The 23,316-nt window shown below is 73.6% G+C and carries 21 protein-coding genes and 1 tRNA gene; 10 read left to right on the top strand and 12 right to left on the bottom strand.

Going from position 1 to position 23,316, the window contains the following annotated elements; genetic code table 11:
- Window positions 1-81 precede the first annotated feature (81 nt).
- Window positions 82-167, top strand: a tRNA-Ser gene (locus PO879_RS14310).
- 216 nt (window positions 168-383) lie between these two features.
- On the opposite strand, the gene PO879_RS14305 is transcribed toward PO879_RS14310, so the two are convergent.
- The 7 genes from PO879_RS14305 to PO879_RS14275 all read right to left on the bottom strand — a co-directional run bounded on the left by PO879_RS14305 (window position 384) and on the right by PO879_RS14275 (window position 7,022).
- Window positions 384-692, bottom strand: coding sequence for a DUF1778 domain-containing protein (locus PO879_RS14305; protein WP_278235537.1), 309 nt, complete (start codon window positions 690-692; stop codon window positions 384-386).
- 57 nt (window positions 693-749) lie between these two features.
- A complete protein-coding gene (locus tag PO879_RS14300) occupies window positions 750-1,262 on the bottom strand; it encodes a GNAT family N-acetyltransferase (RefSeq protein WP_278235536.1) in 513 nt (170 codons plus the stop codon).
- Between the two features lie 143 nt (window positions 1,263-1,405).
- Window positions 1,406-1,843 (bottom strand): hypothetical protein, encoded by a 438-nt coding sequence (locus PO879_RS14295; RefSeq protein WP_278235535.1) that lies wholly within the window; start codon window positions 1,841-1,843, stop codon window positions 1,406-1,408.
- 406 nt (window positions 1,844-2,249) lie between these two features.
- Window positions 2,250-3,179, bottom strand: a complete 930-nt coding sequence (locus PO879_RS14290) for an SGNH/GDSL hydrolase family protein (RefSeq protein WP_278235534.1) — start codon at window positions 3,177-3,179, stop codon at window positions 2,250-2,252.
- Window positions 3,176-4,453 (bottom strand): glycosyltransferase, encoded by a 1,278-nt coding sequence (locus tag PO879_RS14285; RefSeq protein ID WP_278235533.1) that lies wholly within the window; start codon window positions 4,451-4,453, stop codon window positions 3,176-3,178. Before PO879_RS14285 ends, PO879_RS14290 begins: the two co-directional genes overlap by 4 nt.
- A 1-nt stretch (window position 4,454) precedes the next feature.
- On the bottom strand, window positions 4,455-5,579 hold the full coding sequence (locus PO879_RS14280; RefSeq protein WP_278235532.1) for a glycosyltransferase family 1 protein: 1,125 nt from the start codon (window positions 5,577-5,579) through the stop codon (window positions 4,455-4,457).
- Between the two features lie 96 nt (window positions 5,580-5,675).
- Window positions 5,676-7,022, bottom strand: coding sequence for a glycosyltransferase 87 family protein (locus tag PO879_RS14275; RefSeq protein WP_278235531.1), 1,347 nt, complete (start codon window positions 7,020-7,022; stop codon window positions 5,676-5,678).
- A gap of 148 nt (window positions 7,023-7,170) precedes the next feature.
- On the opposite strand from PO879_RS14275, the gene PO879_RS14270 reads away from it, so the two are divergent.
- Window positions 7,171-8,430, top strand: coding sequence for an acyl-CoA dehydrogenase family protein (locus tag PO879_RS14270; RefSeq protein ID WP_278235530.1), 1,260 nt, complete (start codon window positions 7,171-7,173; stop codon window positions 8,428-8,430).
- 130 nt (window positions 8,431-8,560) lie between these two features.
- Here the strand turns inward: PO879_RS14270 and PO879_RS14265 are convergent, their stop codons facing one another.
- The 4 genes from PO879_RS14265 to PO879_RS14250 all read right to left on the bottom strand — a co-directional run bounded on the left by PO879_RS14265 (window position 8,561) and on the right by PO879_RS14250 (window position 12,844).
- Window positions 8,561-9,250 carry a GPP34 family phosphoprotein gene (locus tag PO879_RS14265; protein WP_278235529.1) on the bottom strand — a complete coding sequence of 230 codons (690 nt, stop codon included), beginning with the start codon at window positions 9,248-9,250 and terminating at the stop codon, window positions 8,561-8,563.
- 61 nt (window positions 9,251-9,311) lie between these two features.
- Window positions 9,312-10,010: a nicotinamide riboside transporter PnuC gene (gene pnuC, locus PO879_RS14260; protein WP_278235528.1), complete on the bottom strand. Its 699-nt coding sequence runs from the start codon at window positions 10,008-10,010 to the stop codon at window positions 9,312-9,314.
- A 10-nt stretch (window positions 10,011-10,020) separates the two neighbouring features.
- A complete protein-coding gene (locus tag PO879_RS14255) occupies window positions 10,021-10,803 on the bottom strand; it encodes a TetR/AcrR family transcriptional regulator (RefSeq protein WP_278235527.1) in 783 nt (260 codons plus the stop codon).
- A 40-nt stretch (window positions 10,804-10,843) separates the two neighbouring features.
- Complete coding sequence (locus tag PO879_RS14250; protein ID WP_278235526.1) at window positions 10,844-12,844, bottom strand: AarF/UbiB family protein; 2,001 nt, start codon at window positions 12,842-12,844, stop codon at window positions 10,844-10,846.
- Between the two features lie 126 nt (window positions 12,845-12,970).
- Between PO879_RS14250 and PO879_RS14245 the strand changes: the two genes are divergently transcribed.
- Genes PO879_RS14245 through PO879_RS14235 form a run of 3 tightly spaced genes read left to right on the top strand, consistent with a single transcriptional unit; the run spans window position 12,971 to window position 16,102 of the window.
- Window positions 12,971-14,746, top strand: a complete 1,776-nt coding sequence (locus tag PO879_RS14245) for an ABC transporter ATP-binding protein (RefSeq protein WP_278235525.1) — start codon at window positions 12,971-12,973, stop codon at window positions 14,744-14,746.
- Window positions 14,743-15,507, top strand: coding sequence for an energy-coupling factor transporter transmembrane component T (locus tag PO879_RS14240; protein ID WP_278235524.1), 765 nt, complete (start codon window positions 14,743-14,745; stop codon window positions 15,505-15,507). The genes PO879_RS14245 and PO879_RS14240 overlap by 4 nt, the downstream gene beginning before the upstream one ends.
- A gap of 22 nt (window positions 15,508-15,529) precedes the next feature.
- Window positions 15,530-16,102, top strand: a complete 573-nt coding sequence (locus PO879_RS14235) for an ECF transporter S component (protein ID WP_278235523.1) — start codon at window positions 15,530-15,532, stop codon at window positions 16,100-16,102.
- Between the two features lie 234 nt (window positions 16,103-16,336).
- Here PO879_RS14235 and PO879_RS14230 read toward each other — a convergent pair whose 3' ends face one another.
- Window positions 16,337-16,567: a hypothetical protein gene (locus tag PO879_RS14230; RefSeq protein WP_278235522.1), complete on the bottom strand. Its 231-nt coding sequence runs from the start codon at window positions 16,565-16,567 to the stop codon at window positions 16,337-16,339.
- A 215-nt stretch (window positions 16,568-16,782) separates the two neighbouring features.
- Between PO879_RS14230 and PO879_RS14225 the strand changes: the two genes are divergently transcribed.
- The 5 genes from PO879_RS14225 to PO879_RS14205 all read left to right on the top strand — a co-directional run bounded on the left by PO879_RS14225 (window position 16,783) and on the right by PO879_RS14205 (window position 23,260).
- A complete protein-coding gene (locus tag PO879_RS14225; RefSeq protein ID WP_278235521.1) occupies window positions 16,783-17,400 on the top strand; it encodes a DsbA family protein in 618 nt (205 codons plus the stop codon).
- An 8-nt stretch (window positions 17,401-17,408) separates the two neighbouring features.
- Window positions 17,409-18,332 (top strand): LLM class F420-dependent oxidoreductase, encoded by a 924-nt coding sequence (locus PO879_RS14220; protein ID WP_278235520.1) that lies wholly within the window; start codon window positions 17,409-17,411, stop codon window positions 18,330-18,332.
- A 316-nt stretch (window positions 18,333-18,648) separates the two neighbouring features.
- Window positions 18,649-20,400 carry a glycosyltransferase family 2 protein gene (locus PO879_RS14215; protein ID WP_278235519.1) on the top strand — a complete coding sequence of 584 codons (1,752 nt, stop codon included), beginning with the start codon at window positions 18,649-18,651 and terminating at the stop codon, window positions 20,398-20,400.
- Window positions 20,397-21,128, top strand: coding sequence for an HlyD family secretion protein (locus PO879_RS14210; RefSeq protein ID WP_278235518.1), 732 nt, complete (start codon window positions 20,397-20,399; stop codon window positions 21,126-21,128). Before PO879_RS14215 ends, PO879_RS14210 begins: the two co-directional genes overlap by 4 nt.
- On the top strand, window positions 21,125-23,260 hold the full coding sequence (locus PO879_RS14205) for a glycosyl hydrolase (RefSeq protein WP_278235517.1): 2,136 nt from the start codon (window positions 21,125-21,127) through the stop codon (window positions 23,258-23,260). Before PO879_RS14210 ends, PO879_RS14205 begins: the two co-directional genes overlap by 4 nt.
- Window positions 23,261-23,316: the final 56 nt, after the last annotated feature.

Genomic DNA, 23,316 nt, shown 5'->3' with positions numbered 1-23,316 from the left:
CGGTGACGGACGTCGCACCCGGCCGGATTTCGTGGATGCGGCCCCGTTCGGTATCCTCGTATGGCCGGTTCGACCGGCGAAGGTAGCGTGTCCGAGCGGCCGAAGGTGCAGCACTCGAAATGCTGTGTGGTTCATAGCCACCGTGGGTTCAAATCCCACCGCTACCGCCCTCCGAAGGGCCCCTGACCAGGTGAGACACCGGTCCGGGGCCCTTCGTCGTTCCCTGGTTGACTCAAGGCGCGGCTCCGCCGAGCTGGCTGGTATGTCGAGCGGGCCCCGCGCTTCGCTCGCTGCGCGCACCCCGCCCGACATCGTCCCAAGGCGACGAAGGGCGCCCGGGGTCAGTTCCGGGGCAGCCCTCTGTGCGCGCTTCGCCTGATCGCTCAGTGCGACGTCAGCTCCTGCTTGCCGTGCTGCGGCGTGTCCCGTCGGACCGCAGCGATCAGCGCGGCAAGTTCCGGGACCACGTGAGGCTCGGCGTCGAGCGCGCTGTCGACCTGGTCGAGCTCGCGAGGGGTGAGCTGCAGGACGCGGTCACGTAGCAGGACCTCACGGGCGTGCTCCATAGCCGCCCCGAGCACAAATGCCGACACGTCCTGTTGCTGCGCCGCGGCGGCCTCACGGATGGTCGCGAGAGCATCGGGCGACAGGCGCATGTGCAGACGCTCTGACCGCGCGTTGGCGGTAGGCATGGTGCCTCCTCGTGGCTGGGGAGTGTACCTACACGGTACGCACGTGGTGCGTACGGTTCAACTGGATTGCGCTGCAGCGAACGTCGCTCGCAGGTCCTTCGTCGTGAGGAACAGACTGAGCTCGTGGTCCAGAAACCGGCGAAAGCCGTGCTTGAGGTAGAAGCAGGCAGCGTCCTCGTGGAGCGCGTGCACGACGACGACCTCGAAGCCGACGTTGTCCGCCGCTGCTAGCAGCCGTTGGAGGGCGTCGACGAGCAGCAGCTTGCCGACGCCCTGACCCTTGTAGTCGTTGTCGACAGCGAGCCGCGCAAGGAGCATCGCCGGCACCGGGTAGCGACGCATGAGTCCCATCGCTGACTCGCCATCGGCCGCTGACAGCTCGAAGGTGCGCATGGAGAAGTAGCCGGCGACGCGCTGGGCTTCCTCGTCGAGCAGCAGAGTGGTGCGGACGTTGTCCTTCTTCTCGCTCTGGCCGGCGTAGCGAGCGAGCCATTCGTTGAGCTCCGGTTCTCCGCAGTCGAACGGATGGAGCTTGATGGCTGCCGAGGTGAACGGCCGCGCGATGAGCATCGTCGTTGGCGCCTTTCCGATCGCCAGGACTCGAGCGGCCGCCACCCTACGGCGAGGCGGTGACAGGAAAGCGTGCAGGCGAGAGGTGGAGATGCGCCTGATCGCGTGCAAGCGCGATCTGCGGCGCAGCCCGAGGTGCCGCCTCAGCGGATCAGCGAACGCAGCTGCTGACGGACCCGTGCATAGGCCGCGACACCGTCCCGGTCGGGAGCGGGAACGCGCACGACCGGCGGGTGACCCATCGGTGGGGTCGCGAGGTCGCGGAGCGCGTCGTGATACGCGCGCTGTCGCTGGCGCCCGCCTGGTCCGAAGGCGACGGCTGCCTTCGACGCGAAGTACCTGTCCGACCGTGGCGCCCATCGGACGCAAAGGTCGCGGTACTGCTCGAGATCGAACGCCAGTGGTGCACCGGCGGGGTACAGGTCGAGCGTCGTCAAGCGATGCGAGGTGAAGTGCTGTGACTCGTCGATCTCGACGAACGTGCCTGTCGGCGCGTGCACGAAGTCGCCGGGCAGTGCCGTGAGTCGCTTCTCCGCTTGGGCGGTGGGGTCTCCTGAGAGCGCCTCGAAGATCTCAGTCATGACGCGGCTCGCCGCGTCTGCTCTCGCCGGGAGTCCGAGATGGCCCCGTTGATTGAGCCAAGGCACTCGTGCCCGGCTGAGCACTACTCCGTCGTCGGCGGCCGCCGCAGCGAAAGCCTTCTCACAGTCTCCTACTGGCATGGGTGCTTCCCCTCACGACGGCGTGTTCCGCCGACCCGGCGGGAGCAGCGACAAGACCGTCAGTACCCCCGCAAATGCGTAGGTCACGGGACTCAGCCCGCCGTGACGGAGCCCCGCGACGACGGCCACCCGTGCAGCGAGGCCGCGCCGCCCAGGTGGGTTCGGTGCCGGACGCGGTGCGCCCCGCGCCGCGATGCGGCGGTCGTCATCGGTCGCAGAGCCCATTGCTCCGAACGTAGGGCTCCGCAAGAGCCCGGTCAACGATTCAGCGCCCGGGCAGCAGCGAGTCCGCCGTCGCCGACCCGGGAGCCCCGACGTCGGACAACGCCGGGAGGTCCAGGTCGACCGGGCCTACGGCGGTACCGCGCAGGTCGTCGAGCACGGCGCGGATCAGCCCGGGCAGGAAGTCGTGCCCGCGCCGCACCGCCCAGGGGACGCCGGCGATCGTCAGCCAGGCGGCCCGTTGCCAGGCCGACGGCGGTGGTGGAGGTGCGGGGAGCCGGTCGAGCAGCACGCGGCATGTCTCCCGCTCGGTAACCGGCGCACCCTGAGCGCCACCGACGCTAGCGGGTCCGGTGAGCTCCGGCAGCGCCGTCCGCAGGGCAGCGCAGCCCGCCGCGGCGATGTGCCGGTGCCCGAGCGGCGAGGGGTGGACCCGGTCGACGTACCAGGCCCCGACCCCAGCGCGCCGGACGGCCGCGGCGATGTCGAACAGCACCACGGACGGCCCGCGGGTGCCATGGTCGCGCGCCGCGGTGGCGCGCACCATGGCGTTGACGGCGTCCATGCGTGCGCGCATGACCTTCCGGGCCCGGCCGGGGAACAGCTCGAACAGGCCGATCGGCGGCAGTGTCGCCAGCACGACGGCGGTGCCCCGGGCCCGCAGCGCCCGCACGCAGGTGGACAGGTGGCGGCCGACGTCGACCGGTGAGAACTCGGTCCGCAGCGCGTCGTTGCCACCCACGACGAGGGTGGCGACGTCGGCCTGCACGGCCAGCGCCGCGTCGAGCTGTTCGGCCACGACGAGATGGGCTCGCGCCCCGTTCCGGGCTACGTTGGTGAAACGGGCCGCCCCGGCGAGCGTGGCCAGGTGCGCCGCCCAGCCGGGACCGTAGGGGGCGTCGGCGGTGACGGCGTCGCCGACCCCGGCCGTGATGGAGTCGCCGAGGCCGACGACGACGGGTCCCGCGCTCATCGCACACCTCCGGTTGTGGGCATGAAATCTGCAGGCCGAACCGGGGTCGACACTGCAGATTTCACGCCCACAACAGGTGGGGGAGCAGCCGGTGGGGGAGCAGCGGGTGGGGGTGCCGCGCCGTGCAGGGCGAGCATCGCGCGCCCCGTCGCCGCCCAGGGGAACAGCTCGGCCCGCTCGCGCGCCGACTCCCGGCGCTCGGCCACCGGCCGGGAGAGCACGTCGGCCATGGCCAGCGCCAGCGCGTCCGGCTCGGGTGCGGCCGACGCCCCGGCCGCGCCGACCACCTCGGGCAGCGCGCTGGTGTCGCTGCACACCACCGGGGTGCCGCACGCCAGGGCCTCGAGTGCGGCGAGCCCGAAGGTCTCGATCGGGTCGGGGGCGAGGACGACGTCGGCGCTGGCCAGCATCGCTGCCACCGCGTCCCGGTCCGGCACGAAGCCGCAGAACCGGTGTGCGATCCCGAGCCGCTCGGCCCGGTCGCGCAGCGCGGTCAGCCGCGGTCCGCTGCCGGCGACGACGAGCCGCACCCGGACACCCTCGGCGGCCAGCCGTGCGACGGCGTCGACGGCCAGGTCGACCCGTTTCTCCGTGGACAGCCGGCTCATCACCAGCACCGTCGCCTCGCCGGACGGCGCCAGCCGGCGTGACACCGCGCCGTCGTACCGGTCGGGGGTGAACCGCTCCAGGTCGACGCCCAGCGGCACCCGGTGCAGCGGCGGCAGCGCCGTCGTCGGGCGCTGCTCGACGAGCCGCGTCACCTCGCCGGCCGCGAACCCGGTGGTGGCCACCAGCCGGTCGAACCGGGACAGCGTGTGCAGGTTCCACCCGTCGGCGAGCGCCGTGGCCGCACCCCGCGCCGCCCCTGGCCGGGCGCCGTGCCCGGCTCCCGGCCAGAAGGAGGACAGCACACCGTCGAGGCGCTCGTGCAGCATGAGCAGCGACGGCACGCCTGCCTCGCGCGCCCACAGCCCGACGCCGGTCAGCGAGGCCCGATCGGAGACCTCCACCCGGTCGGGTGCCAGGTCGTCCAGGACCGCCCGCACCAGCCCGGGGCGGGTGACCATCCGGTAGCCCGGCACACCCGGCACCCGCGGGGCCGGGACCTGCACGACCCGGACGTCCGCGGCCCACCGGACCTGCGCCGTCGGACCCGGGACGACGAGCACCGGCTCGTGACCGTGCGCGAGGTACTCGCCGGCCAGCGCGTGCATCGCCGTGCGGATCCCGCCGGACCGCGGCGCGTAGGCGTTGGCCACGTGCACGATCCGCATCTCACACCCCCGAACGCACTCGGATCGCCGCCTCGTAGTGCTCCACCAGCTCGTGGCAGACCTTCGCCCAGGTGCGCCCCAGCGCCCGTTCGCGGGCGGCCGCACCGAACGCCCGGCGCTTGCGGCCGTCGCCGAGCAGGTCGTCGACGTGCGCGCGCAGCGCCCGGTGGTCGCCCGGCGGGTACAGCCAGCCCGTGTGCGAGTGGGAGACGACGTCGATCGGCCCGCCCGCGGCCGGCGCGACGACGGGCACCCCGGAGGCGTGCGCCTCCTGCAGCGTCTGGCCGAACGTCTCCAGCTCGCCGGGGTGGACGAACACGTCCAGGCTCGCCATCGCCCGCGCCAGCTCCTCGCCGCGCAGCAGCCCGGTGAAACGGGCGTCCGGCAGGATGCTCTCCAGCAGCGGCCGCTCGGGTCCCTCGCCGACGACGACGAGCCGGACGTCCGCACGGTCGTGCAGCACCCGCAGCGCCTCGACCTGCTTCTCCGCGGCGAGCCGCCCGACGTACCCGACGAGCAGCGGCCGGCCGGCGCCGACCTCGCGCCGCCAGGCCGCGTCGCGCGCGTCGGGGCGGAACAGCTCGGTGTCCACACCCCGTCCCCAGCGGTGCAGGCGCGGGATGCCGCGTGCGCGGAGGTGGTCGATGGTGGGCGTCGACGGCGCGAGCGTGACGGTGGCGCGCTCGTGGAGGTTGCGCACCCGTCGCCACAGCAGCGGCTCGAGGTGGCGCATCCCGTACCGGGCCGCGTAGCTCGGGACCTCGGTCTGGTAGATCGCCACCGTCGGCACGCCCAGGGACTCGGCGGCCTGCATGCCGCGCCACCCGAGCGTGAACGGGGAAGCCAGGTGCACGACGTCGGGTTCGAACGCGGCGAGCGTGCGTTCGATCCGGGTGCGCTGGCCGAGGACGACACGGACGTCGGGATAACCTGGCAGGCCGACGGAGGGCACCTCGACGACGGGTGCGCCGTGCACGAACGGCGGGATCTCGCCGTCGTCGGTGTCGGGAGCCAGGACCAGCGCGTCGTGCCCGGTGCGCCGGAGATGCTCGAGGACCCGCAGGACGGAGTTCGTCACCCCGTTGACCTGCGGAAGGAAGGACTCTGCGACGATCGCTACCCTCACGCTCCGCACTCTGGCGGCCGTGGGTGACCAGCGGGGGAGCGGTCGGCGACGTGTCGGGGTCGCTCCGAGGAACGGGCGGGAAACCTTCGGTGCGAACTACGCGGACCGGGCGCCGCCGGGCGACGTGGCCGCGACCCGGGCCCCGGGGTCCCGCCAGCCGAGACGCACGAGCTGCCAGACGGCGCCGGCCAGGAGCACGACGAGCGCGAGGTTGCGCAGCGCCTCGACGACGACGATCCACGTCTCGCCGCCGAGGAACGGGCCGTAGGCCACCGGGTAGACGAGGTAGGTGGCGTAGGCGACGAGGATCATGCCGAGGGCCGGCGGCCACCACGCCTGCTGGGACCGCCCCTCGGGCAGGGATGCCAGGGCGACGGCGACGGCCGGGCCGAGCCAGGCGACGAACTGCGGCGAGCCGACCTTGTTGAACACGATGAGGGCGACGAGCTGCGCCGCGGACGAGAGCAGCACGATCTCGTACACCCGCTCCGGGTGGCGCCGCGCGGCCCACCAGGTCAGCGCGGCGACGGCCAGGACGGCGAGGATCAGCAGCCAGTCCAGCGTGTTCGCCACGGCGCGGGCGGTGTCGCCGAGGACCTCGTAGGTGAAGATCTCGTCGTTGTACTCGATGCGCACGCCGGGGTCCCACCAGCGGGCGACGGAGAACCATGTGGCGGCCACGGACTCGACCTGCAGGGTGCGGCTGCCCTGCTCGCCGAACACGCTCAGCGCGCGCACGCCCGCGCCGCCGGCCAGGGCCAGCCCGACGACGACGGCGCTCACCGCGGCCCCGGGGACGACGACGGTGCGCAGCAGGTCGCGCAGACTGCGGCGGGTGGCGGCGATCGCGACGACGACGGCGCCCGGGGCGATCTTCACCCACGCACCCGCGGTGGCGACGGCGACCGCGACGCGCGGGTGGCGGCGTGCCACGACCAGCGCGACGAGGATCATCGGGGCGACGACGCCGTCGAGCCGGCCGAGGAAGATCGGACCGAGGGCGAGCAGGAACAGCAGCCACCACCAGGCGCCGAGGACGCCGCGCGGCGTCATGCGCACGAGCACCACGGTCGCGACGGCGTCGAGCAGCACGATCATCGCCGTCCAGGCGATCTCGTAGCCGAGCAGGTCGTCGGTGAACACCCCGGGCAGCCCGACGGGGACGAGCGCGCCGGCCGGGTAGACCCACGCGTAGTCCAGGACGGGCCAGTCGCCGTTCGCCAGGCCGTGGCGGGCCCACCACTCGTAGAGGGTGACGTCGCCGAAGATCGTGTTCTGCCAGGTGATCGCCTCGTGGACGAGCCGGGCGTGCACGACGACGAAGGCGAGCGCGAGCAGCCAGGGCGAGGAGAGCAGCCGCCCGCCGCGGTCGGTGGTGCGGGACGGGGGAGTCGCCGCGTCGGCGGTCACGTCGGCGGGCGGGTCGGCAGGCACGGGCCACATCGTGTCAGACCCGTGACCCGGCGACACGCGCTGATACTGCGTATCGCTTGACGAGATACTCGGTCGCAGCGCATGATGGACGCAGGCCGACGCCGTCGTCACCAGCCTCTGCGGCGGCGCGGCCGCCCCCGTGGAAAGCGAGACCCTCATGAGCCGCCCGGCACCCACCCAGATCGGCGTCACCGCGCCCGACTACGACCTCTCGGCGCCCTCGGACGTCGACTACGCCCGCGCGTTCGCCGACGTTGCCCCGGAGGTGCGCGAGCACCAGCTCCGCGCGCGCCGGTTCGTCCAGGACGAGGTGCTGCCGGTCATCGACGGGTACTGGGAGCGCGCCGAGGTGCCGTTCGACCTGGTGAAGAAGCTCGCCGAGCACGACCTGCTGCGCGACGGCGTCGACGTCGCCGGCCGCCCGACGGTCTCCCTCATGGCCGAGGGGCTGGCCAGCATGGAGATCTCCCGCGGCGACGGCTCCGTCGCGACGATCTGCGGCGTGCAGGGCGGGCTGGCGCTGCGCTCCATCGTCATGCACGGCTCGCCCGAGCAGGTCGAGCAGTACGCCGAGCCGATGGCGCGCGGCGAGATCCTCGGCGCCTTCGCCCTGACCGAGCCCACGCACGGCTCCGACTCGGTCTCCCTGGAGACGACGGCGCGGCGCACCGTGCGCGACGGCGTCGAGGGCTACGTGCTCGACGGCGAGAAGAAGTGGATCGGGTTCGGCTCCTGCGGTGACATCACCGTGGTGTGGGCCCGCCTGGTCGACTCGGCCGACGGCGCCGGGGACGGCGACGGCCAGGTGCACGGCTTCATCGTCCCGCAGGACGCCCCCGGGTACACCGGCACCACCATCGAGGGGAAGATGTCGCTGCGTGCCATCTGGCAGGCGCACATCGAGCTCGACGACGTGTTCGTGCCCGCCGGCGCCGCCCTGCCCGGTGCCACCTCGTTCAAGGCGACCTCCGCCGTGCTGTTCGCGACGCGGCTGACCGTCGCGTGGTCCGCCGTCGGGCACGCCGTCGCCTGCTACGAGGCCGCGCTGGCCTACTCCACGCAGCGCGTCCAGTTCGGCAAGCCCCTGGCCGCCCGGCAGATGGTCCAGGAGCGGCTGACCCGGATGCTGTCCACCGTGACGCAGATGCAGCTGCTCGTGGGGCGCCTGACCGAGCTCGCCGAGGCCGGCGAGCTCACCGGCGAGCAGGCGTCGCTGGCCAAGTACACCTGCACCCGCGGCGCCCGCGAGGTCGCCTCGATCGCCCGCGACATGCTCGGCGGCAACGGCATCCTGCTGGGCAACCGCGTGGCGCGGCACTTCGCCGACATCGAGGCGCTGCACACCTACGAGGGCACCGAGTCGATGAACGCGCTGATCATCGGCCGCGACCTCACGGGGATCTCCTCCTTCGCCTGACCCCCCGGACCCCGGCGTGGATCGACGCCGGCCCGTGCACCTGCTGGTCCGATCACCAGCCGGCGAGGCGGTGCACACGCGGCGAGCGCCGTCCCACCACGACGTGGGACGGCGCTCCGTCGTTCCGCGCTCAGGTCCCGCTCGACCCGACCGTGGCCGGGATGATCACCGCGGTCATCACCGCCGCGTTGATCTCGTCCACGGCCTTCTTCACGGCCTCGTGCGCCCAGGACGACCTCACGAGCTGCTTCGCGCGCGCCTCGGCCTCGCGCCGACGCTCGCGCGGCACGAGCCGCTTCACCAGAGACGTCCCCTGCGCCACCGCGAGCAGCCCGGCCGTCTCCGGGCGGGGCTGCCGGGACCCGAGCAGCACCGCCTCGCACTCGGCGCGCAGCGCCAGCTCGTGCGAAGAGTCCGCGGCCGGCCACGTCGTCCGCGGGAAGATCCCCAGCACGCGACCCTCCTCGCGCCGCAGCACCCGCTGCTCGGCCAGCCCGGCCAGGAGGGACCGTCGTACGCCCTTCGACAGCGGCGCGACGAGGTTCTTGGGCTTGCGCGCCCGGTGTCCGACGACGGCGAGCGCCCCGTCCAGGACCGGGTGGCCCGTGGGGGAGGGGTCCACCACCACGACGGTGCCGGCCCGCGCGGCCGAGCCGGCGGCCGTCGTCGTGCCCGGTCCGGCCACGTCCACGCGACCGGCCAGGGCGAGCTCGAGCAGCAGCGCGCCGCCGAGGCGGTAGTCCAGGTTGGTCACCCAGGCGTCCGGGGTGCCGGCGGCGTCGTCGTAGGTGAGCAGCAGCAGGTCCTCGGCGATGAGCATGCGTCCATCCTCGCGCGCCGGCCGGACGCGGCGCCTCCCTCGCGCGACGGAGATCCGGCGGTCAGCCCGGCTCGGGCACGGCCGACTGCTCGCGGCGGTGCACCCGCCACCACACGAAGAAGCCGACCAGCGTGAACGCGCCGTAGAACACGTACATCAGCGACGTGGCGAAGTAGCCGGCCGACCACAGCAGCGGGACCCCGACCAGGTCGACGGCGACCCAGACCAGCCAGAACTCCACCCAGCCGCGGGCCATGCCGTAGGTGGCCAGCAACGAGCCCATGAAGATCCACGCGTCGGCCCACACCGGCTCGTAGGAGCCCAGCGCCCGGAACAGCGGCGTCAGCGCGGCCGTGCCGCCGACCAGCGCCCCGGCGAGGAACGCCCGCTGCGGCCACGTCGCCCAGTGCGGATGCACCCCCTCGGCGCCCGACGACGGCACCTTGCCGTCCGCGCGGACCTCCAGGTCCTGGCGCCGGGTCTCGCGCCACCGCATCCAGCCGTAGACGGACACGGCGATGAACATCACCTGCCGGCCGGCCTGGCCGAGCATGTCGGCCCGGCTCGCGTCGCCGAACACCGACCCGAGGAACACGGTCAGCAGCAGCACGTTGCCGACGATGCCCACCGGCCACGCCCACACCTTGCGGCGCATCCCGCCGAGGGCCGACGCGAGCCCGAAGGCGTTGCCGATCACCTCGCGCCACAGGATCTGCTCGTCGCCGATCGTGAAGGTGGCGTCGAACAACCACTCGATCATCGGAGCCCCCTCAGGCGAGCACGTCGCGGACGGCGCGGGCGACGTCGTCCGGCCCGGCGCCCTCCTCCAGGACGGCCACGACCACGCGCTTGCTGCCCGGTCCGCGGCCGTCCGGCTCCGGGGGAGCCTCCGACGGGGCGAGCGCGGCCGGGTCGGCGGTCGCCTCCGACGGCGCGGCGGCGACGCGGCGCAGGTCCGCGAACGCCTCCTCCAGGTCGGGGCGCAGGTCCAGGTACGGGTTGCGCAGCCAGCGGCGCAGCACCGCGTTGTGGACGGCGACCACCGAGGCGGCGAAGGCGATCGACATCGTCGACGACGACCGTTCGGCCGGCAGGGTGTCGCGCAGGTAGGCGGTGAACGCCCGCTCGTAGCGGTGGGTGGTGACGAGCTCGCGGTCGCGCAGGGCCGGGACCTGCTGCAGCAGCCGGTGCCGGGCCAGGGAGGTCTCGCGCTGGCCGACGTGGTGGTCGAAGACCAGGCGCGCGGCCCGGCACACCTCCAGGTACGGGTCGACGGCGGGGTCCCACGCGGCGTCGCGGTTGTTGGACTCCTCGCTGGCCCGGGCCTCGGGACGCGTCGCGGCGAGCATCACCACGACCTCCTCCAGCAGCAGCTCGTGGTCGGCGAAGACCACGTCCTCCTTGGACCGGAACCGCCGGAAGAACGTGGCCCGGCTGACCTGCGCGGCGTCGGCGATCTCCTCGACGGTGGTCCGCTCGTAACCCTGGCGGGAGAACAGGTCGATGGCGGCGTCGACGGCCTGGGCGTGAGCTTGCGTCCGTGCGGCGGTCATGGGCAGGAGGCTACTCCGCCGGGCGCCGGGATCGGGATTCTCACCGCCGCGCGCGCAGCGCGAACACGAGCACCCGGACGCTGAGCAGCGTGCCGACGAAGGCCAGGCCCGCGCCGAGCACCCAGTACAGGTCGATGCCGGGCATGAGCATCGGTCCGGTGGGGGAGACGATCATCAGGACGGCGCCCACCAGCGAGGCGGCGGCGATGACCGCGGTGACGAGCTGCTGGACCAGCGAGGTGAGGAACGTGCGGTCCTCGGGGTGGGCGAAGGAGCGCACCGTGACGGTCAGGTTGCCGTCCTGGAGGTCCTCGACGACCTGCGTCAGGCGTCGCGGCAGGCGCTGCAGCGACGGCGCCATGCCCGCGAGCTGGCGGGTCACCCGGTCGCGGACGGCGCGGGGGCCCATCGTGGACGTCAGCAGCGGCGCGCCGATCTCCTGCGCCGCTGCGACGAGGTCGTAGCCCGGCGCGACCAGGGCGAGCGCCCCCTCCAGCGAGGCCATCGTGCGCAGCGCCGAGGCCGGGCCGGGCGGGACGGTCATGCCGGCGTCGGCGAACAGGGAGATCATCGCGCCGAACAGGTCGCCGGAGCCGGACGGACCCGTGCCGTGCCGGAACCGGACGATGATGGCGCCGAGCCGCCGTTCGACGTCCCGGGCGTCCAGGTGGCCGGGCTGGTCGAGCAGCTCGCGCAGGGCGTCGAGGGCCGCGATCGAGTCGTCGCCCTGGACGGCGAGCAGGAACGCGCCCAGCGCCATGCGCTCGGACTCGTCCATGCGGCCCATGGCGCCGAGGTCCAGCAGGCCGAGCGTGCCGTCCGGGCGCACGAGGATGTTGCCCGGGTGCAGGTCGGCGTGGAAGACCCCGGTGACCACGAGCTGGCGCATCGCGCTGCCGAGCAGGGAGTCCGCCATGTGCCGGCGCTCCTCGGCGTCGATCGCGGCGAGCACGTCGGCGGCCTCGCCGAGCGGGACCCCCTCCATACGGTCCATGACGAGCAACGTCGGCCCGGAGAGCTCCGGGTGCATGACGGGCAGCTGGACGCGGGGGTCGACGCCCCCGGACGTCGCGGCCAGCGCCCGGTCGAGGTTGAGCGTGTTGCCGAGCTCGACGGTGTAGTCGAGCTCCTCGCTCAGCGACGCCGCGAACCCGGTGACCAGTCCCACGACGCCCAGCGAGCGGGCCCACTGGGTGTCCCGCTCCAGCCGCCGGGCGAGCCGGCCGAGGATGCGCAGGTCCACCTCGACCTGGGCGCGGGCGCCGGGTCGCAGCACCTTGACCACGACCTCCCTGCCGTCGAGCAGCCGTGCGGTGTGCACCTGGCCCACCGAGGCGCTGGCGAGCGGGGTCCGGTCGAACCGGGCGAACGCCTCCTCCAGGGGACGGCCGAGGGCGTCGTCGACGGCGGCACGCACCGTCTCCCAGGACTCGGGCGGCACCCGGGCCTGCAGCTGGGTGAGCTCGTCGGCGACGACGTAGGGCACGAGGTCGCGGCGGCTGGAGAGCATCTGGCCGAACTTCACGTAGGTCACGCCGGCGTCGGACAGCGCCAGGCGCAACGACCGGGCGTGCGCGGCGAGCGCGCCGGCCGAGCGCTCGGTCTCGCCGTCGGCCCCGCGGCGCAGGAACCCGCCCAGGCCGCGCCGGACGAGGATCGTCACGACCTGGGCGTACCGGCGGGACTCCTGCCGCCCCTCGCGCAGGCCGCGCAGCGCCTGCAGCGGGGTGGGCAGCCGCCCGGTCGGCACGAGGACCTCGAGGACGAGCAGCACGCCGAGCGCGACGGCGAACATCCAGGCCCAGGCGACCAGGAGCAGCAGTCCCAGGCCGAGCGCCGACCCGGTGCTGGTGATGTCCACCGCCAACGCGTCGGTGCCCGTCTCCAGCAGCGCGGAGCCGAGGCCGAACACGACGAGCGTCGTCGCGATCGAGCGCATCCAGCCCACGGGGGCGTCGAGCGTGCGGCGTGCGGCGGCCGCCAGGAGCAGCCCGGAGGCGAGCGTGACGACCAGGGCGAACAGACCCGAGAGCCAGGACATGACGACCACTGTGGCGCAACGGGGCCCGCTCGGCGCGTTCAACGGGCGCCGCCCACCCGCGTCGCGTCGTCCGGCGGGCGAGACAGGGACTCGCCAGACCAGGTGAGGCTTGCCTATCCTGACCCGGTGACCCACCCCCTGCTCGACGTGCGCGGCCTGCGCGTGCGGCATCACGTGCCGCACGACGACGGCGGCCACACGCTCGGCGCGCCCGCGCCCGACGCCGTGGACCTCGCCGTCGCGCCCGGGGAGGTCGTGCTGCTCCTCGGGCCGTCCGGCTGTGGCAAGTCCACCCTCGCGCTGGCCACCAACGGGCTCGTGCCGCACGTCCTTCCCGCCGAGGTCACCGGGACCGTCACCACCGCGGGCCGCGACGTCGCCACCACCCGGACGCCCGAGCTCGCCGGGGACGTCGCGATGGTCTTCCAGGACCCCGACGCCCAGGTCGTCACCGGCTCCGTGCTCGACGAGGTCTGCTTCGCCCCGGAGAACCTGTGCCGGCCCGCCGACGAGGTGCTCGCCCGCGCCGAGACCGCGCTGCGGCAGGTCGGGCTGTGGGAGCGGCGCGGAGACGATCCCGCCGTGCTGTCCGGCGGCGGACGGCAGCGGCTCGCGATCGCCTGCGCGCTCGCCGCCGGGGCCCGGATGCTCGTTCTCGACGAACCCACCGCCAACCTCGACCCCGCCGGCGTCGAGGAGGTGTACGCCGTCCTGCGCTCCGTCGTCGGCGCGGGGGACCGGGGCGTGCTGCTCGTCGAGCACGACCTCGACGTCGCCGCGGCGTTCGCCGACCGGGTCGTGGTGCTCGACGGCGCCGGCCGGCCGGCCGCCGACGGCCCCGCGCGCGAGGTGCTCACCGGGCAGGCCGAGCGACTGGCCGCCCTCGGCGTGTGGCTGCCCACCGCGACGCTCGCCGGCCTGCGGCTGCGCGCGGCCGGGGTCGGGATCGACCCGCTGCCCCTGACCCCCGACGAGCTCGCCACCGGGCTCGAGCGCCTCGACACCGCCGGGCGGCTGCCCGCCCCGGCGACCGCCGTCCACCCGACCGCCGCCGCACCGGAGCCGGCCCGCGACACCGTGCTCGCCGTCGACCACCTCACCGTCCGCCGCGGCGGACGCACCGTCCTGGACGACGTGTCCCTCGCCGTCGGCCGCGGCGAGCTCCTCGCCGTCGTCGGCGCCAACGGCGCCGGCAAGAGCACCCTGGCCCAGCTCGCCACCGGCGTGCTGCGCCCCCGGCGCCGCGACGTGGCCGGCACCGTCCGGGTCGCCGGGCTCGACCCCCGGCGCGCCGACGTGCGCGACCTCACCGCCGCCGTCGGCTTCGTGTTCCAGAACCCCGAGCACCAGTTCGTCACCGGCCGCGTCGACGACGAGCTCGCCGTCGGGCTCCGCGCCCGCGGCCTGCCCGCGGACGAGGTCGCCGACCGGGTCGACCAGGTCCTCGACCGCCTCGGCCTGACCGCTCTGCGTGACCGGCACCCGTTCTGGCTCTCCGGCGGTCAGAAGCGCCGGTTGTCCGTCGGCACCGCGCTGGTCTGCCGCCCCGAGGTGCTCGTCCTCGACGAACCCACCTACGGCCAGGACCGCGAGCGCGCCGTCGAGCTCCTCGACCTGCTCACCGCGCTGCACGACGACGGCACCACCGTCGTCGTGGTCTCCCACGACATGCAGCTCGTGGCCGAGCACGCCACCCGCGTCGTGGCGCTCGCGGACGGTCGCGTCGTGGCCGACGGACGTCCCGACGTCGTGCTCGGCCGGCCCGACCTGCTCGCCGCCGCCGGGCTGCGACCCCCGCCGCTGGCCCGCGCCACCCGCGGCCTGCGCGACCCCGCCTGGCGGGCCGTGACCCGGCTCGCGGACCTGCCGCTCACCCCCGCTCTGGCGGAGGTGGGCCGGTGAGCGTGCTCGACCTGCGCACCGTCAACCCGCTGGTCAAGGTGCTCGGCCCGATCCCCGTGATGATCTACGTCGTCACGACCCGCGACGTGCTCACCCCGGCGCTCGTCGGACTGCTCGCCTTCGCCCTCCTGGCGCTGCTGGGTCACCAGCGCCCGCGCGTGCTCGCCGCCGTCGCGCTGGGCACGGTCGCGCTCGTGGCGGTCATGACCGTCTCGTTCGGCCTGCTGACCGACCCCGCGACCGTGGACGACACCACCCCGCTGGCCCGGGTGGGGCCGCTCGAGGTGTGGTCCGGCGCGCTCGCCACGGGTCTGGCCACCGCCGTGCGGACCGCCGCGCTGCTGCTGCTCGTGCTGCTCGGCGGGCTGACGACGTCGGGCGCGGACCTCGTGCGGGCCATGACCCAGCAGCTGCGGCTGCCGTACCGCGTCGGGTACGCGGCGCTCGCGGCCCTGCGGTTCGTGCCCCGCTTCTCCCACGAGCTGGAGGTCGTCCGCGGCGCCCACCGGGTGCGCGGGGTCACCGCGGGACGAGGGCCGGTCGGCGCCGTGCAGCGCCAGGCCGGGTACGTCGTCCCGCTGCTGGCCGGCGGCATCCGGCACGCCGAACGGTTCTCCCTGGCGATGGAGGCCCGCGGGTTCGGCGCGCACCCGACCCGGACCGAACGGGTCGTGGTGCCCTTCGGTGCGCGCGACCTCGTCCTGCTCGCCGTCCTGTGGGCGGGGGCCGCCGCCTGCGTCCTGCTCGCCGCCTCCGTCTGACCGTCCCGACCCCGGAGTCCCCATGTCGTCGTTGACCACCCGCTATCTCATGACCTGCGCCGCCATCGGCGCGGCCGTGGGTGTGCTGCTCGTCCCCGCGAACTTCGTCAGCGCCCCGCTGGCCCTGGCGGCGCCGTTGGTGTTCGCACCGATGGCCGGCCTGTGGGTGACCGGGCCGGTGCTCGCCCTCGCCCTGGTCCGGCGACCGGGTGCTGCCGTGCTGACGTCGTTCGTGGCAGGTGTCATCAGCTCGGCGTCGCCGGTCGGCGCCACCTCGATCCTGACCTGCGTGATGGTGGGGGTCGCCGTCGAGGTGGCGTTCCTGGTGACCGCCTACCGGGTGTGGCGGCCGTGGCTGTTCTACGTCGACGCGCTCGCCTCCGGGGTCGCCTACCTCGCCACCTGGTGGCTGTGGACGGACATGTCGTCGTGGGCTCCGGGCGTGATGGTGGCCTTCGGCGCGATGATGCTGGGCAGCTTCGTGCTGTGCACCGGCGTCGGGCTGATGCTCGCGAAGCGGCTGGCCCGGGCGGGTGTCGCCCGTGGGCTCGCCTCGGCGTCCGACCGCGAGGTGTCCGAGGCCCTGCCGAGGTAGGCAACTCTCTGCCGAGGTAGGCAACTTCCTGCCCAGGTAGGCAACTTCCTGCCCAGGTAGGCAAGTTTCTTCCGAGGTAGGCAAGGTCCGGCCGACATAGGCAACCTTCCGCCGAGGTAGGCAAGTTCCTTCCGAGGTAGGCAACAGCCTGGCCGGGAGGTTCACCGCGCTGTGCTTCCTCGTCCCGGCTTGGCCTACCTCGCCGGCGGGTTGCCTACCTCGCGGGAGAGTTGCCTACGTCGGCGGGTTGTCGCGGCGGTCGGGGGCGTCGAAGCCGGCGTGCCGCCGTCGGTCCCGCTGCAGGTACCGGACCTCGCGGATCAGCACGGCCGCGGAGAGCCCGAAGATCACCCAGGCCCACGGCCGTCCTCGCAGCGCGGCGAAGAGGGCGACCAGGGTGAACGCCCCCGCCACGACGACGGTCAGGACGCTCGCCCAGCGGACGTTGCGCACGATCGAGAGCACGACGCCGAGCCTACCCACCCGCCGGCCGCAACGGGGTGACGTGGCAACGGGGTGACGTGGCAACGGGGTGACGTGGCAACGGGGTGGCATGGCGACGTGGCGACGTGGCGACGGGTGGCGGGGTGGCGACGGGACGACGCCGAGGCGGCAGCAGCGGCGTGAGATGCCGCACGATGCCCTCGAACCGATTCGGGTGCCCGGGTATCGTGCCCGTGATGACTTCCACCGACACCACGCCCGTCGTCGACGTCTACATCGACCCCACCTGCCCCTTCGCCTGGGTGACCTCGCGCTGGGCGCTGGAGGTGGCGCAGCACCGCGACGTCGACCTCACGTTCAAGCTGATGAGCCTGTACCTGCTCAACAAGGACAAGGACATCCCCGCCGAGTACCGCGAGCGGGTCGAGGCAGGCCGCGCGCAGGGCCGCGTCGCCGCCGCGGTGCAGACCGACCACGGCCACGACGCCCTGTCGGCGTACTACACGGCCTTCGGCACCCGCTGGCACGACCAGGACGTCAAGGACGTGGACGTCGTGATCCGCGAGTCCCTCGCCGAGGCCGGCCTGCCCGCCGAGCTGGCCGACGCCGCGACCAGCGACGCGTACGACGAGGCGCTGGCCGCGTCCCACCACGCCGGTATGGACCCCGTCGGCCAGGAGGTCGGCACCCCCACGCTGCACGTCGACGGCGTGGCGTTCTTCGGCCCGGTCCTGACCCGCGTGCCGCGCGGCGAGGAGGCGACCCGCCTGTTCGACGCCGCCGTCACCATGGCCGGCAACCCCCACTTCTACGAGCTCAAGCGGTCCCGCGACGAGCACCCGGTCCACGCCTGAGGAGCACCATGACGCTCGACCTGCGCATCTTCACCGAACCCCAGCAGGGCGCCTCGTACGACACCCAGCTCGCCGTCGCGCAGGCGACCGAGCAGCTCGGGTTCAGCGCCTTCTTCCGGTCCGACCACTACCTCGCCATGGGCGGGGACGGCCTGCCCGGCCCCACCGACTCGTGGACCACGCTCGCCGGCATCGCCCGGGAGACGTCCACGGTGCGCCTCGGCACCCTCGTGTCGTCCGCGACGTTCCGCCTGCCCGGGATCCTCGCGATCCAGGTCGCCCAGGTGGACCAGATGTCCGGCGGGCGGGTCGAGCTCGGCCTGGGCACCGGGTGGTTCGCCGCCGAGCACGCGGCCTACGGGATCCCGTTCCCGGACAAGCGGTTCGGCCTGCTCGAGGAGCAGCTCGAGATCCTCACGGGCCTGTGGGGCACGCCGGTCGGGGAGACCTTCGACTTCGCCGGTGAGCACTACACGCTCACCGACTCCCCGGCGCTGCCCAAGCCCGCCCAGGCGCAGATCCCGCTGATCGTCGGCGGCGGCGGGCCGAAGCGCACGCCGCGGATCGCGGCCCGGTTCGCGACCGAGTACAACCAGTCCTTCCCCGAGATCGACGCCATCGGCCCCCGCATCCAGGTCATCGAGAAGGCGCTGGCCGACGCCGGGCGCGCCTCCGACTCGCTGACCCAGTCGGTGGCGCTGGTGCTCGCCGTCGGCAAGGACGAGGCGGAGTTCACCCGCCGTGCCGACGCCATCGGGCGCGAGCCGGCCGAGCTGCGCGAGCACGGCATCGCGGGCACGGTCTCCGAGGCCGTCGACCGGCTGGCGTCCCTGCGCGACCAGGGCGTCGAGCGGGTGTACCTGCAGGTCCTGGACCAGCAGGATCTCGACCACCTGGAGCTCGTGGCGCGGGAGATCGCCCCGCAGCTCTGACCCGAGGCCACTCCCACCCGCTGTGGGCATGAAATATGCCCCCCGAACCCCGTTCGGAGGTGCATATTTCATGCCCACAGCGGCGGTGCAGGCGGCGGGCGTCCGACGGCGGCCCGTGTGAACGGGTCGTTGCACCGCGTGTGCTCGGGTGTTGCCGGTTGGTGGAGATGTTCGGGGGAACGGCTTTCCCCCGAGACGAGGTCCGCGTACCCGCTCTAGCGTGATGAGCAGACGACGAGGTGGGTCCCCGACGAGGGGGCCCACCTCGTGGCATTTCGAGCAACGTCATGACCGCCCCTCCCGAAGGGACACCCGGATGACCACGCTGGACCCCCGAGCCCCGGAGCTCCCGCCTCCGGCCGGCAGCCCCTCCGCCACCCCGACGACGACCATCCAGGGAGACCCCCGCGCCGCCGCCCGCCGCCGCGACGCGAACGCCGCCGCCCACTCGCCGTCGCTCATGCTCATCATGCTGCTGGCGACCCTCGGCGCCGTGGCGTACGCGGTCTTCCTGCTCAACCCCGACCACCGCGGCGACTGGCTGCCCTACTCGCTGGTCCTCGTCGCCGAGTCCGTGCTGCTCATGCTCGCCCTGCTGGCGATGTGGACGGTGCTCTCCTCCGGCTACGACCCGCGCGACTTCCCCTACCACCAGGCCCGGGAGCGGCTGTTCGACGCCCCGGAGATCCTGCGCGACGGCGCCACCGACGAGCCGACACGGTGGCGGATGTTCCTGCACGACCGCCCGGTGACCGTCGACATCTTCATCACCACGTGCGGTGAGGACGTCGACACCATCGCCCGCACCGTCCGCGCCGCGGTCGCGGTGCACGGCGAGCACCGCACCTGGGTGCTCGACGACGGACGGGACGACGAGGTCCGCGACCTCGCGGCCACGCTCGGGGCCCGGTACATCCGGCGCCTGTCCAGCGGCGGCCAGAAGGCCGGCAACGTCAACCACGCGCTGAGCATCGCCAAGGGCGACTACTTCGTCATCCTCGACGCGGACTTCGTGCCCCGCACGGACCTGCTCACCGAGACGGTGCCGTTCTTCGTCCGCGACGAGGTCGCGTTCGTCCAGTCGCCGCAGACCTACGGGAACATGAACTCGCTCATCTCCCGCGGCGCCGGCTACATGCAGGCGGTCTTCTACCGGTTCGTCCAGCCGGGCCGGAACCGCTTCAACGCCGCCTTCTGCGTCGGCACGAACGTCGTCTTCCGCCGCGAGGCCATCGACGACATCGGCGGCATGTGCACGGACTCCAAGTCCGAGGACGTCTGGACCTCGATCCACCTCCACGAGCGCGAGTGGCGGTCGATCTACATCCCGCAGACGCTCGCCGTCGGGGACACCCCGGAGACGATCGTGTCCTACGCCAAGCAGCAGCTGCGCTGGGCCACCGGCGGGTTCGAGATCCTCCTGCAGCACAACCCGCTGTCCCCGCGACGCAACCTCACCGTCGACCAGCGGCTGCAGTACTTCGTGACCTCGACCCACTACCTGTCGGGGATCGCGCCGCTGCTGCTCCTGCTCGTGCCGCCGCTGACGATCTACCTGGACCTGACCCCGATGCAGCTCGACGTGTCGGTGGGCACCTGGGCGCTGTACTACCTGGGCTTCTACGGCCTGCAGATCACCCTGGCCTTCTTCACCCTCGGGTCCTTCCGGTGGGAGGTGCTGCTGCTGGCGGCGGTGTCGTGGCCGATCTACGTCAAGGCGTTCTGGAACGCCCTGACCGGCAAGCAGCAGGCCTGGTCGGTCACCGGACGCGCGGGCGGGGCCACGTCCCCGTTCGAGGTGATCGTCCCGCAGACGCTCTGCTTCGTGTTCCTGGCGGTGACCTCCGCCGTCGGGTTCTGGAAGCACTGGGGCGACCCGGTGCCGAACCTGTCCCTCGCCTGGAACCTCACCAACACGATCATCCTCGGCGGCTTCCTCGTCACGGCCGCCAAGGAGCACCGCGAGGCGATGGGCGCCCGACGCAGCGCCCGCCGCGCGCACCGTCGGCACGCCCGCCGGGCTGCCGGCCCACCTGCCCGGACCGTCACCGTCGGAGGTGCCGCATGACCTGGACCACGCGGATCAAGCTCGCTGTCGGCGTCGTGCTCGTGCTCGCGCTCTGCGCGACGCTCACCCTGGTGCTCAACCGGCGCGAGAGCCAGGCCACCTCGGCCCAGGCCACGATCGTGGCCGAGGAGGTCGCCGTCGGGACCGACTACGCCGGCACCATCGTCGAGTCCTACGTGGAACCCGGCGACACCGTCGACGAGGGCGACCCGGTCTTCACCATGCGCAGCCTGCTGCTCGCGCACGACCTGTCGATCGGCGTCGTCTCGCGCAAGGCGACGACGTACGAGGTCACCGACGCCGGCGAGATGACCGTCGTCGCACCCTCGGACGGCACGGTCGCCGAGATCAGCTCGACCCCCGGCGGGTTCGTCCAGGCGGGTGACGTCATCGCCCGGCTGCACCGCGAGGGGTCCACCACGGTGGACGCCAAGCTCCTGCTCGACCCGGCGGACTTCGCCCGGATCGCCCCGGGCGCCCCGGTGAGCATCACGATGCCGGACCAGCGCGAAGTCCCGGGAGAGGTGGAGTCGATCTCGGTGGCCAACACGCGCAACCGCGCCGAGGCGACCGTCGTCATCGACAGCGCCACGCTCGAGCAGCAGGCCGGTGACGGCCTGGTCCTGCCCGGGACGCCCGTGGTGGCGAGCGTGGAGCTGCACGACGAGGGAGCGATGGCCGACGTCGACCTGGCGTTCCAGCGGTTCCTGCAGAGGATCGGTCTGTGACACGTCGGGCGATCGCCCTGCTGCTCGCCGTGGGCCTGGCCGCTGCCGGGTGCACGACGGCGGAGCCTGCCGGGACGGACGCCTCGTCCGGTTCCGCCCCGCGCACCGGCTCGGTGGCGGGTGCCGAGGCGCCGGCGGTCGACCCCGGAGTGCTCCCGACGGTCGAACGGGAGCCCGGCACGTTGCGGCTGGCCGAGGGGCTGCCGCCGCCGACCAACCGGTGGTTCTCCGGCCTCGTGTTCGGCGACGAGGCGCAGCCGGTCTTCCCGCTCCCGCTCGCCGTCGGGCTCACCGCCTCCGGGTTCGCCTACGGGCTGCCCGAGGTCCGGGCCGACGGCACGCTGGTCGCCGGGGCGTACGCCCCGCAGGTCGAGATCGACCTCGGGGAGGGCGTGACCGGCGTCGTGACCGGGTACGACGCCGCGACGGTGTCGGTCGACCTGGTGGCCGGCGACGAGTCCGTCCGGGGCACCCTGCACCTGACCCGTGGGTCCCCGGTCGTGCGGTACACCGCGCGGGCCGCGCACCCCGTGGGGCTGAGCCGGGCGTTCGGCGTCGACCCCGGCGCGGGCCTGCCCGAGGACACCGCCACCACCGACGTCGACGGGCGCTCCCACGTGCTGACCGGCGTCGCGGGGACCGACGTCGGCGCCGAGCTCGACGAGGCCGGCACGACCCTGGAGCTCGACGCGGGGGAGTCGGTCGCCTGGCTGGTCGCCCCGGACGGCGCCGAGGGTGCCGAGACGCTGGGGAACCTGGCGGAGGCGGCCTCGGATCCCGTCGAGGCGTCCACCGTCGGCTACGCGACCGACCCGGACGCCGTGACCACCTCCGTCGGGTACGCGACGGCGTCGGGCGGCCCGGCCGTCGTCGTGCGCTTCCCGCACCAGCGCGACGTGGCCGACGACGCCACCTGCGGTCTCGGGACGTACGCCACCGTGCTCGGCACGGTCGACGTCTGCCTCGGCTCGGAGCTGTCGTGGCGCTCGACGGCCCGTGACCCGGTGGTCGGCCTGGACCTGTCCGGGATCGACGGGGCCGCCCGCGAGGAGCTCGTCGATCAGGTCGCCGCCGACGCCGAGCGCGTGCTCGACGAGACCCGCCCGGCCGACACGTACTTCGGCGGCAAGGCGCTGGCGCGCGACGCCAACCTGTGGACCCTCGCCCGGGACCTCGGTCTGGACGACGTCGCCGCCGACCTGCGCGAGAGCCTGCTGACCGACCTGCGGCTGTGGACCGACCCCGACGGCTGCGCCGAGCGTCCCGAACGCTGCTTCACCTGGGAGCCGACGCTGCGGACCGTCGTCGGGCAGGCCACGTCGTTCGGTTCGGAGGAGGGCAACGACCACCACTTCCACTACGGCTACTTCCTCTACGCGGCGGGCGTGCTGGCCGCCGACGACGCGGCGCTCGCGGAGGAGGTCGCCCCGGTCGTCGACCTGCTCACCGCCGACGTCGCCGCCGCGGCCGACGTGCCGGCCGAGGACGGGCCGCCGATCCCTGCGCTGCGGACCCTCGACGTCGTCATGGGGCACTCCTGGGCGTCCGGCCCGTCGCCGTTCGGGGACGGGAACAACCAGGAGTCCGCCTCCGAAGCGGTGTCGGCGTGGCACGGGCTGGCGCTGTGGGCGGACGCTCGCGCGGCCGCTGGGCTGGAGGACCGGGGCCTGACGGCGCAGGCCCGGTGGATGCTGTCGCTGGAGGCGGCGTCGGCCCGGGCCTACTGGACGGACTTCGACCGGTCCGACCCGGCCGCCGAGGGTCTGGAGGCCGACGTGACCTCGCTGGTGTGGGACGGCAAGCGCGAGCGGGCGACCTGGTTCTCCGCCGAGCAGAGCGCCGCGCTCGGGATCGTCGTGCTGCCGGTCACCGGGGCGTCCGCCTATCTCGGGGACGACCCGGAGCGCGTGCGGGACAACCTGGCCGAGGCGCTGGGGACCGACGACCTGTGGGAGCAGGAGTCGGCGTGGGACGTGATGTTCGGCGACCAGCTGCTCATGTACGCCGGGCTGCTCGGGCCCGACGACGCGGCGTCTGCCCTCGAGGTGGCACGCGAGCTGCCGGCCGAGCGGGTCGACGACGGCTCGACCCGGTCCTGGATGCTGGCCTGGCTGCACCAGCAGGCCGCCTGAGGCCGCCGGCGGTCCGGGGCCGCGCTGCGCCGATAGGGTGAGCGCGTCTTCACCAG

The sequence above is a fragment of the Isoptericola sp. AK164 genome (assembly GCF_029643425.1).
Classification (GTDB): domain Bacteria; phylum Actinomycetota; class Actinomycetes; order Actinomycetales; family Cellulomonadaceae; genus Isoptericola; species Isoptericola haloaureus.
This window is presented reverse-complemented; position numbering and strand designations above follow the sequence as displayed.

Bases quoted from the DNA above. Each gene is read 5' to 3' on its own strand.
- PO879_RS14305 (WP_278235537.1), bottom strand. From the start codon at position 692: ATGCCTACCGCCAACGCGCGGTCAGAGCGTCTGCACATGCGCCTGTCG.
- PO879_RS14300 (WP_278235536.1), bottom strand. From the start codon at position 1,262: ATGCTCATCGCGCGGCCGTTCACCTCGGCAGCCATCAAGCTCCATCCG.
- PO879_RS14295 (WP_278235535.1), bottom strand. From the start codon at position 1,843: ATGACTGAGATCTTCGAGGCGCTCTCAGGAGACCCCACCGCCCAAGCG.
- PO879_RS14290 (WP_278235534.1), bottom strand. From the start codon at position 3,179: ATGAGCGCGGGACCCGTCGTCGTCGGCCTCGGCGACTCCATCACGGCC.
- PO879_RS14285 (WP_278235533.1), bottom strand. From the start codon at position 4,453: ATGCGGATCGTGCACGTGGCCAACGCCTACGCGCCGCGGTCCGGCGGG.
- PO879_RS14275 (WP_278235531.1), bottom strand. From the start codon at position 7,022: ATGTGGCCCGTGCCTGCCGACCCGCCCGCCGACGTGACCGCCGACGCG.
- PO879_RS14270 (WP_278235530.1), top strand. From the start codon at position 7,171: ATGAGCCGCCCGGCACCCACCCAGATCGGCGTCACCGCGCCCGACTAC.
- PO879_RS14265 (WP_278235529.1), bottom strand. From the start codon at position 9,250: ATGCTCATCGCCGAGGACCTGCTGCTGCTCACCTACGACGACGCCGCC.
- pnuC (WP_278235528.1), bottom strand. From the start codon at position 10,010: ATGATCGAGTGGTTGTTCGACGCCACCTTCACGATCGGCGACGAGCAG.
- PO879_RS14255 (WP_278235527.1), bottom strand. From the start codon at position 10,803: ATGACCGCCGCACGGACGCAAGCTCACGCCCAGGCCGTCGACGCCGCC.
- PO879_RS14250 (WP_278235526.1), bottom strand. From the start codon at position 12,844: ATGTCCTGGCTCTCGGGTCTGTTCGCCCTGGTCGTCACGCTCGCCTCC.
- PO879_RS14235 (WP_278235523.1), top strand. From the start codon at position 15,530: ATGTCGTCGTTGACCACCCGCTATCTCATGACCTGCGCCGCCATCGGC.
- PO879_RS14225 (WP_278235521.1), top strand. From the start codon at position 16,783: ATGACTTCCACCGACACCACGCCCGTCGTCGACGTCTACATCGACCCC.
- PO879_RS14220 (WP_278235520.1), top strand. From the start codon at position 17,409: ATGACGCTCGACCTGCGCATCTTCACCGAACCCCAGCAGGGCGCCTCG.
- PO879_RS14215 (WP_278235519.1), top strand. From the start codon at position 18,649: ATGACCACGCTGGACCCCCGAGCCCCGGAGCTCCCGCCTCCGGCCGGC.
- PO879_RS14210 (WP_278235518.1), top strand. From the start codon at position 20,397: ATGACCTGGACCACGCGGATCAAGCTCGCTGTCGGCGTCGTGCTCGTG.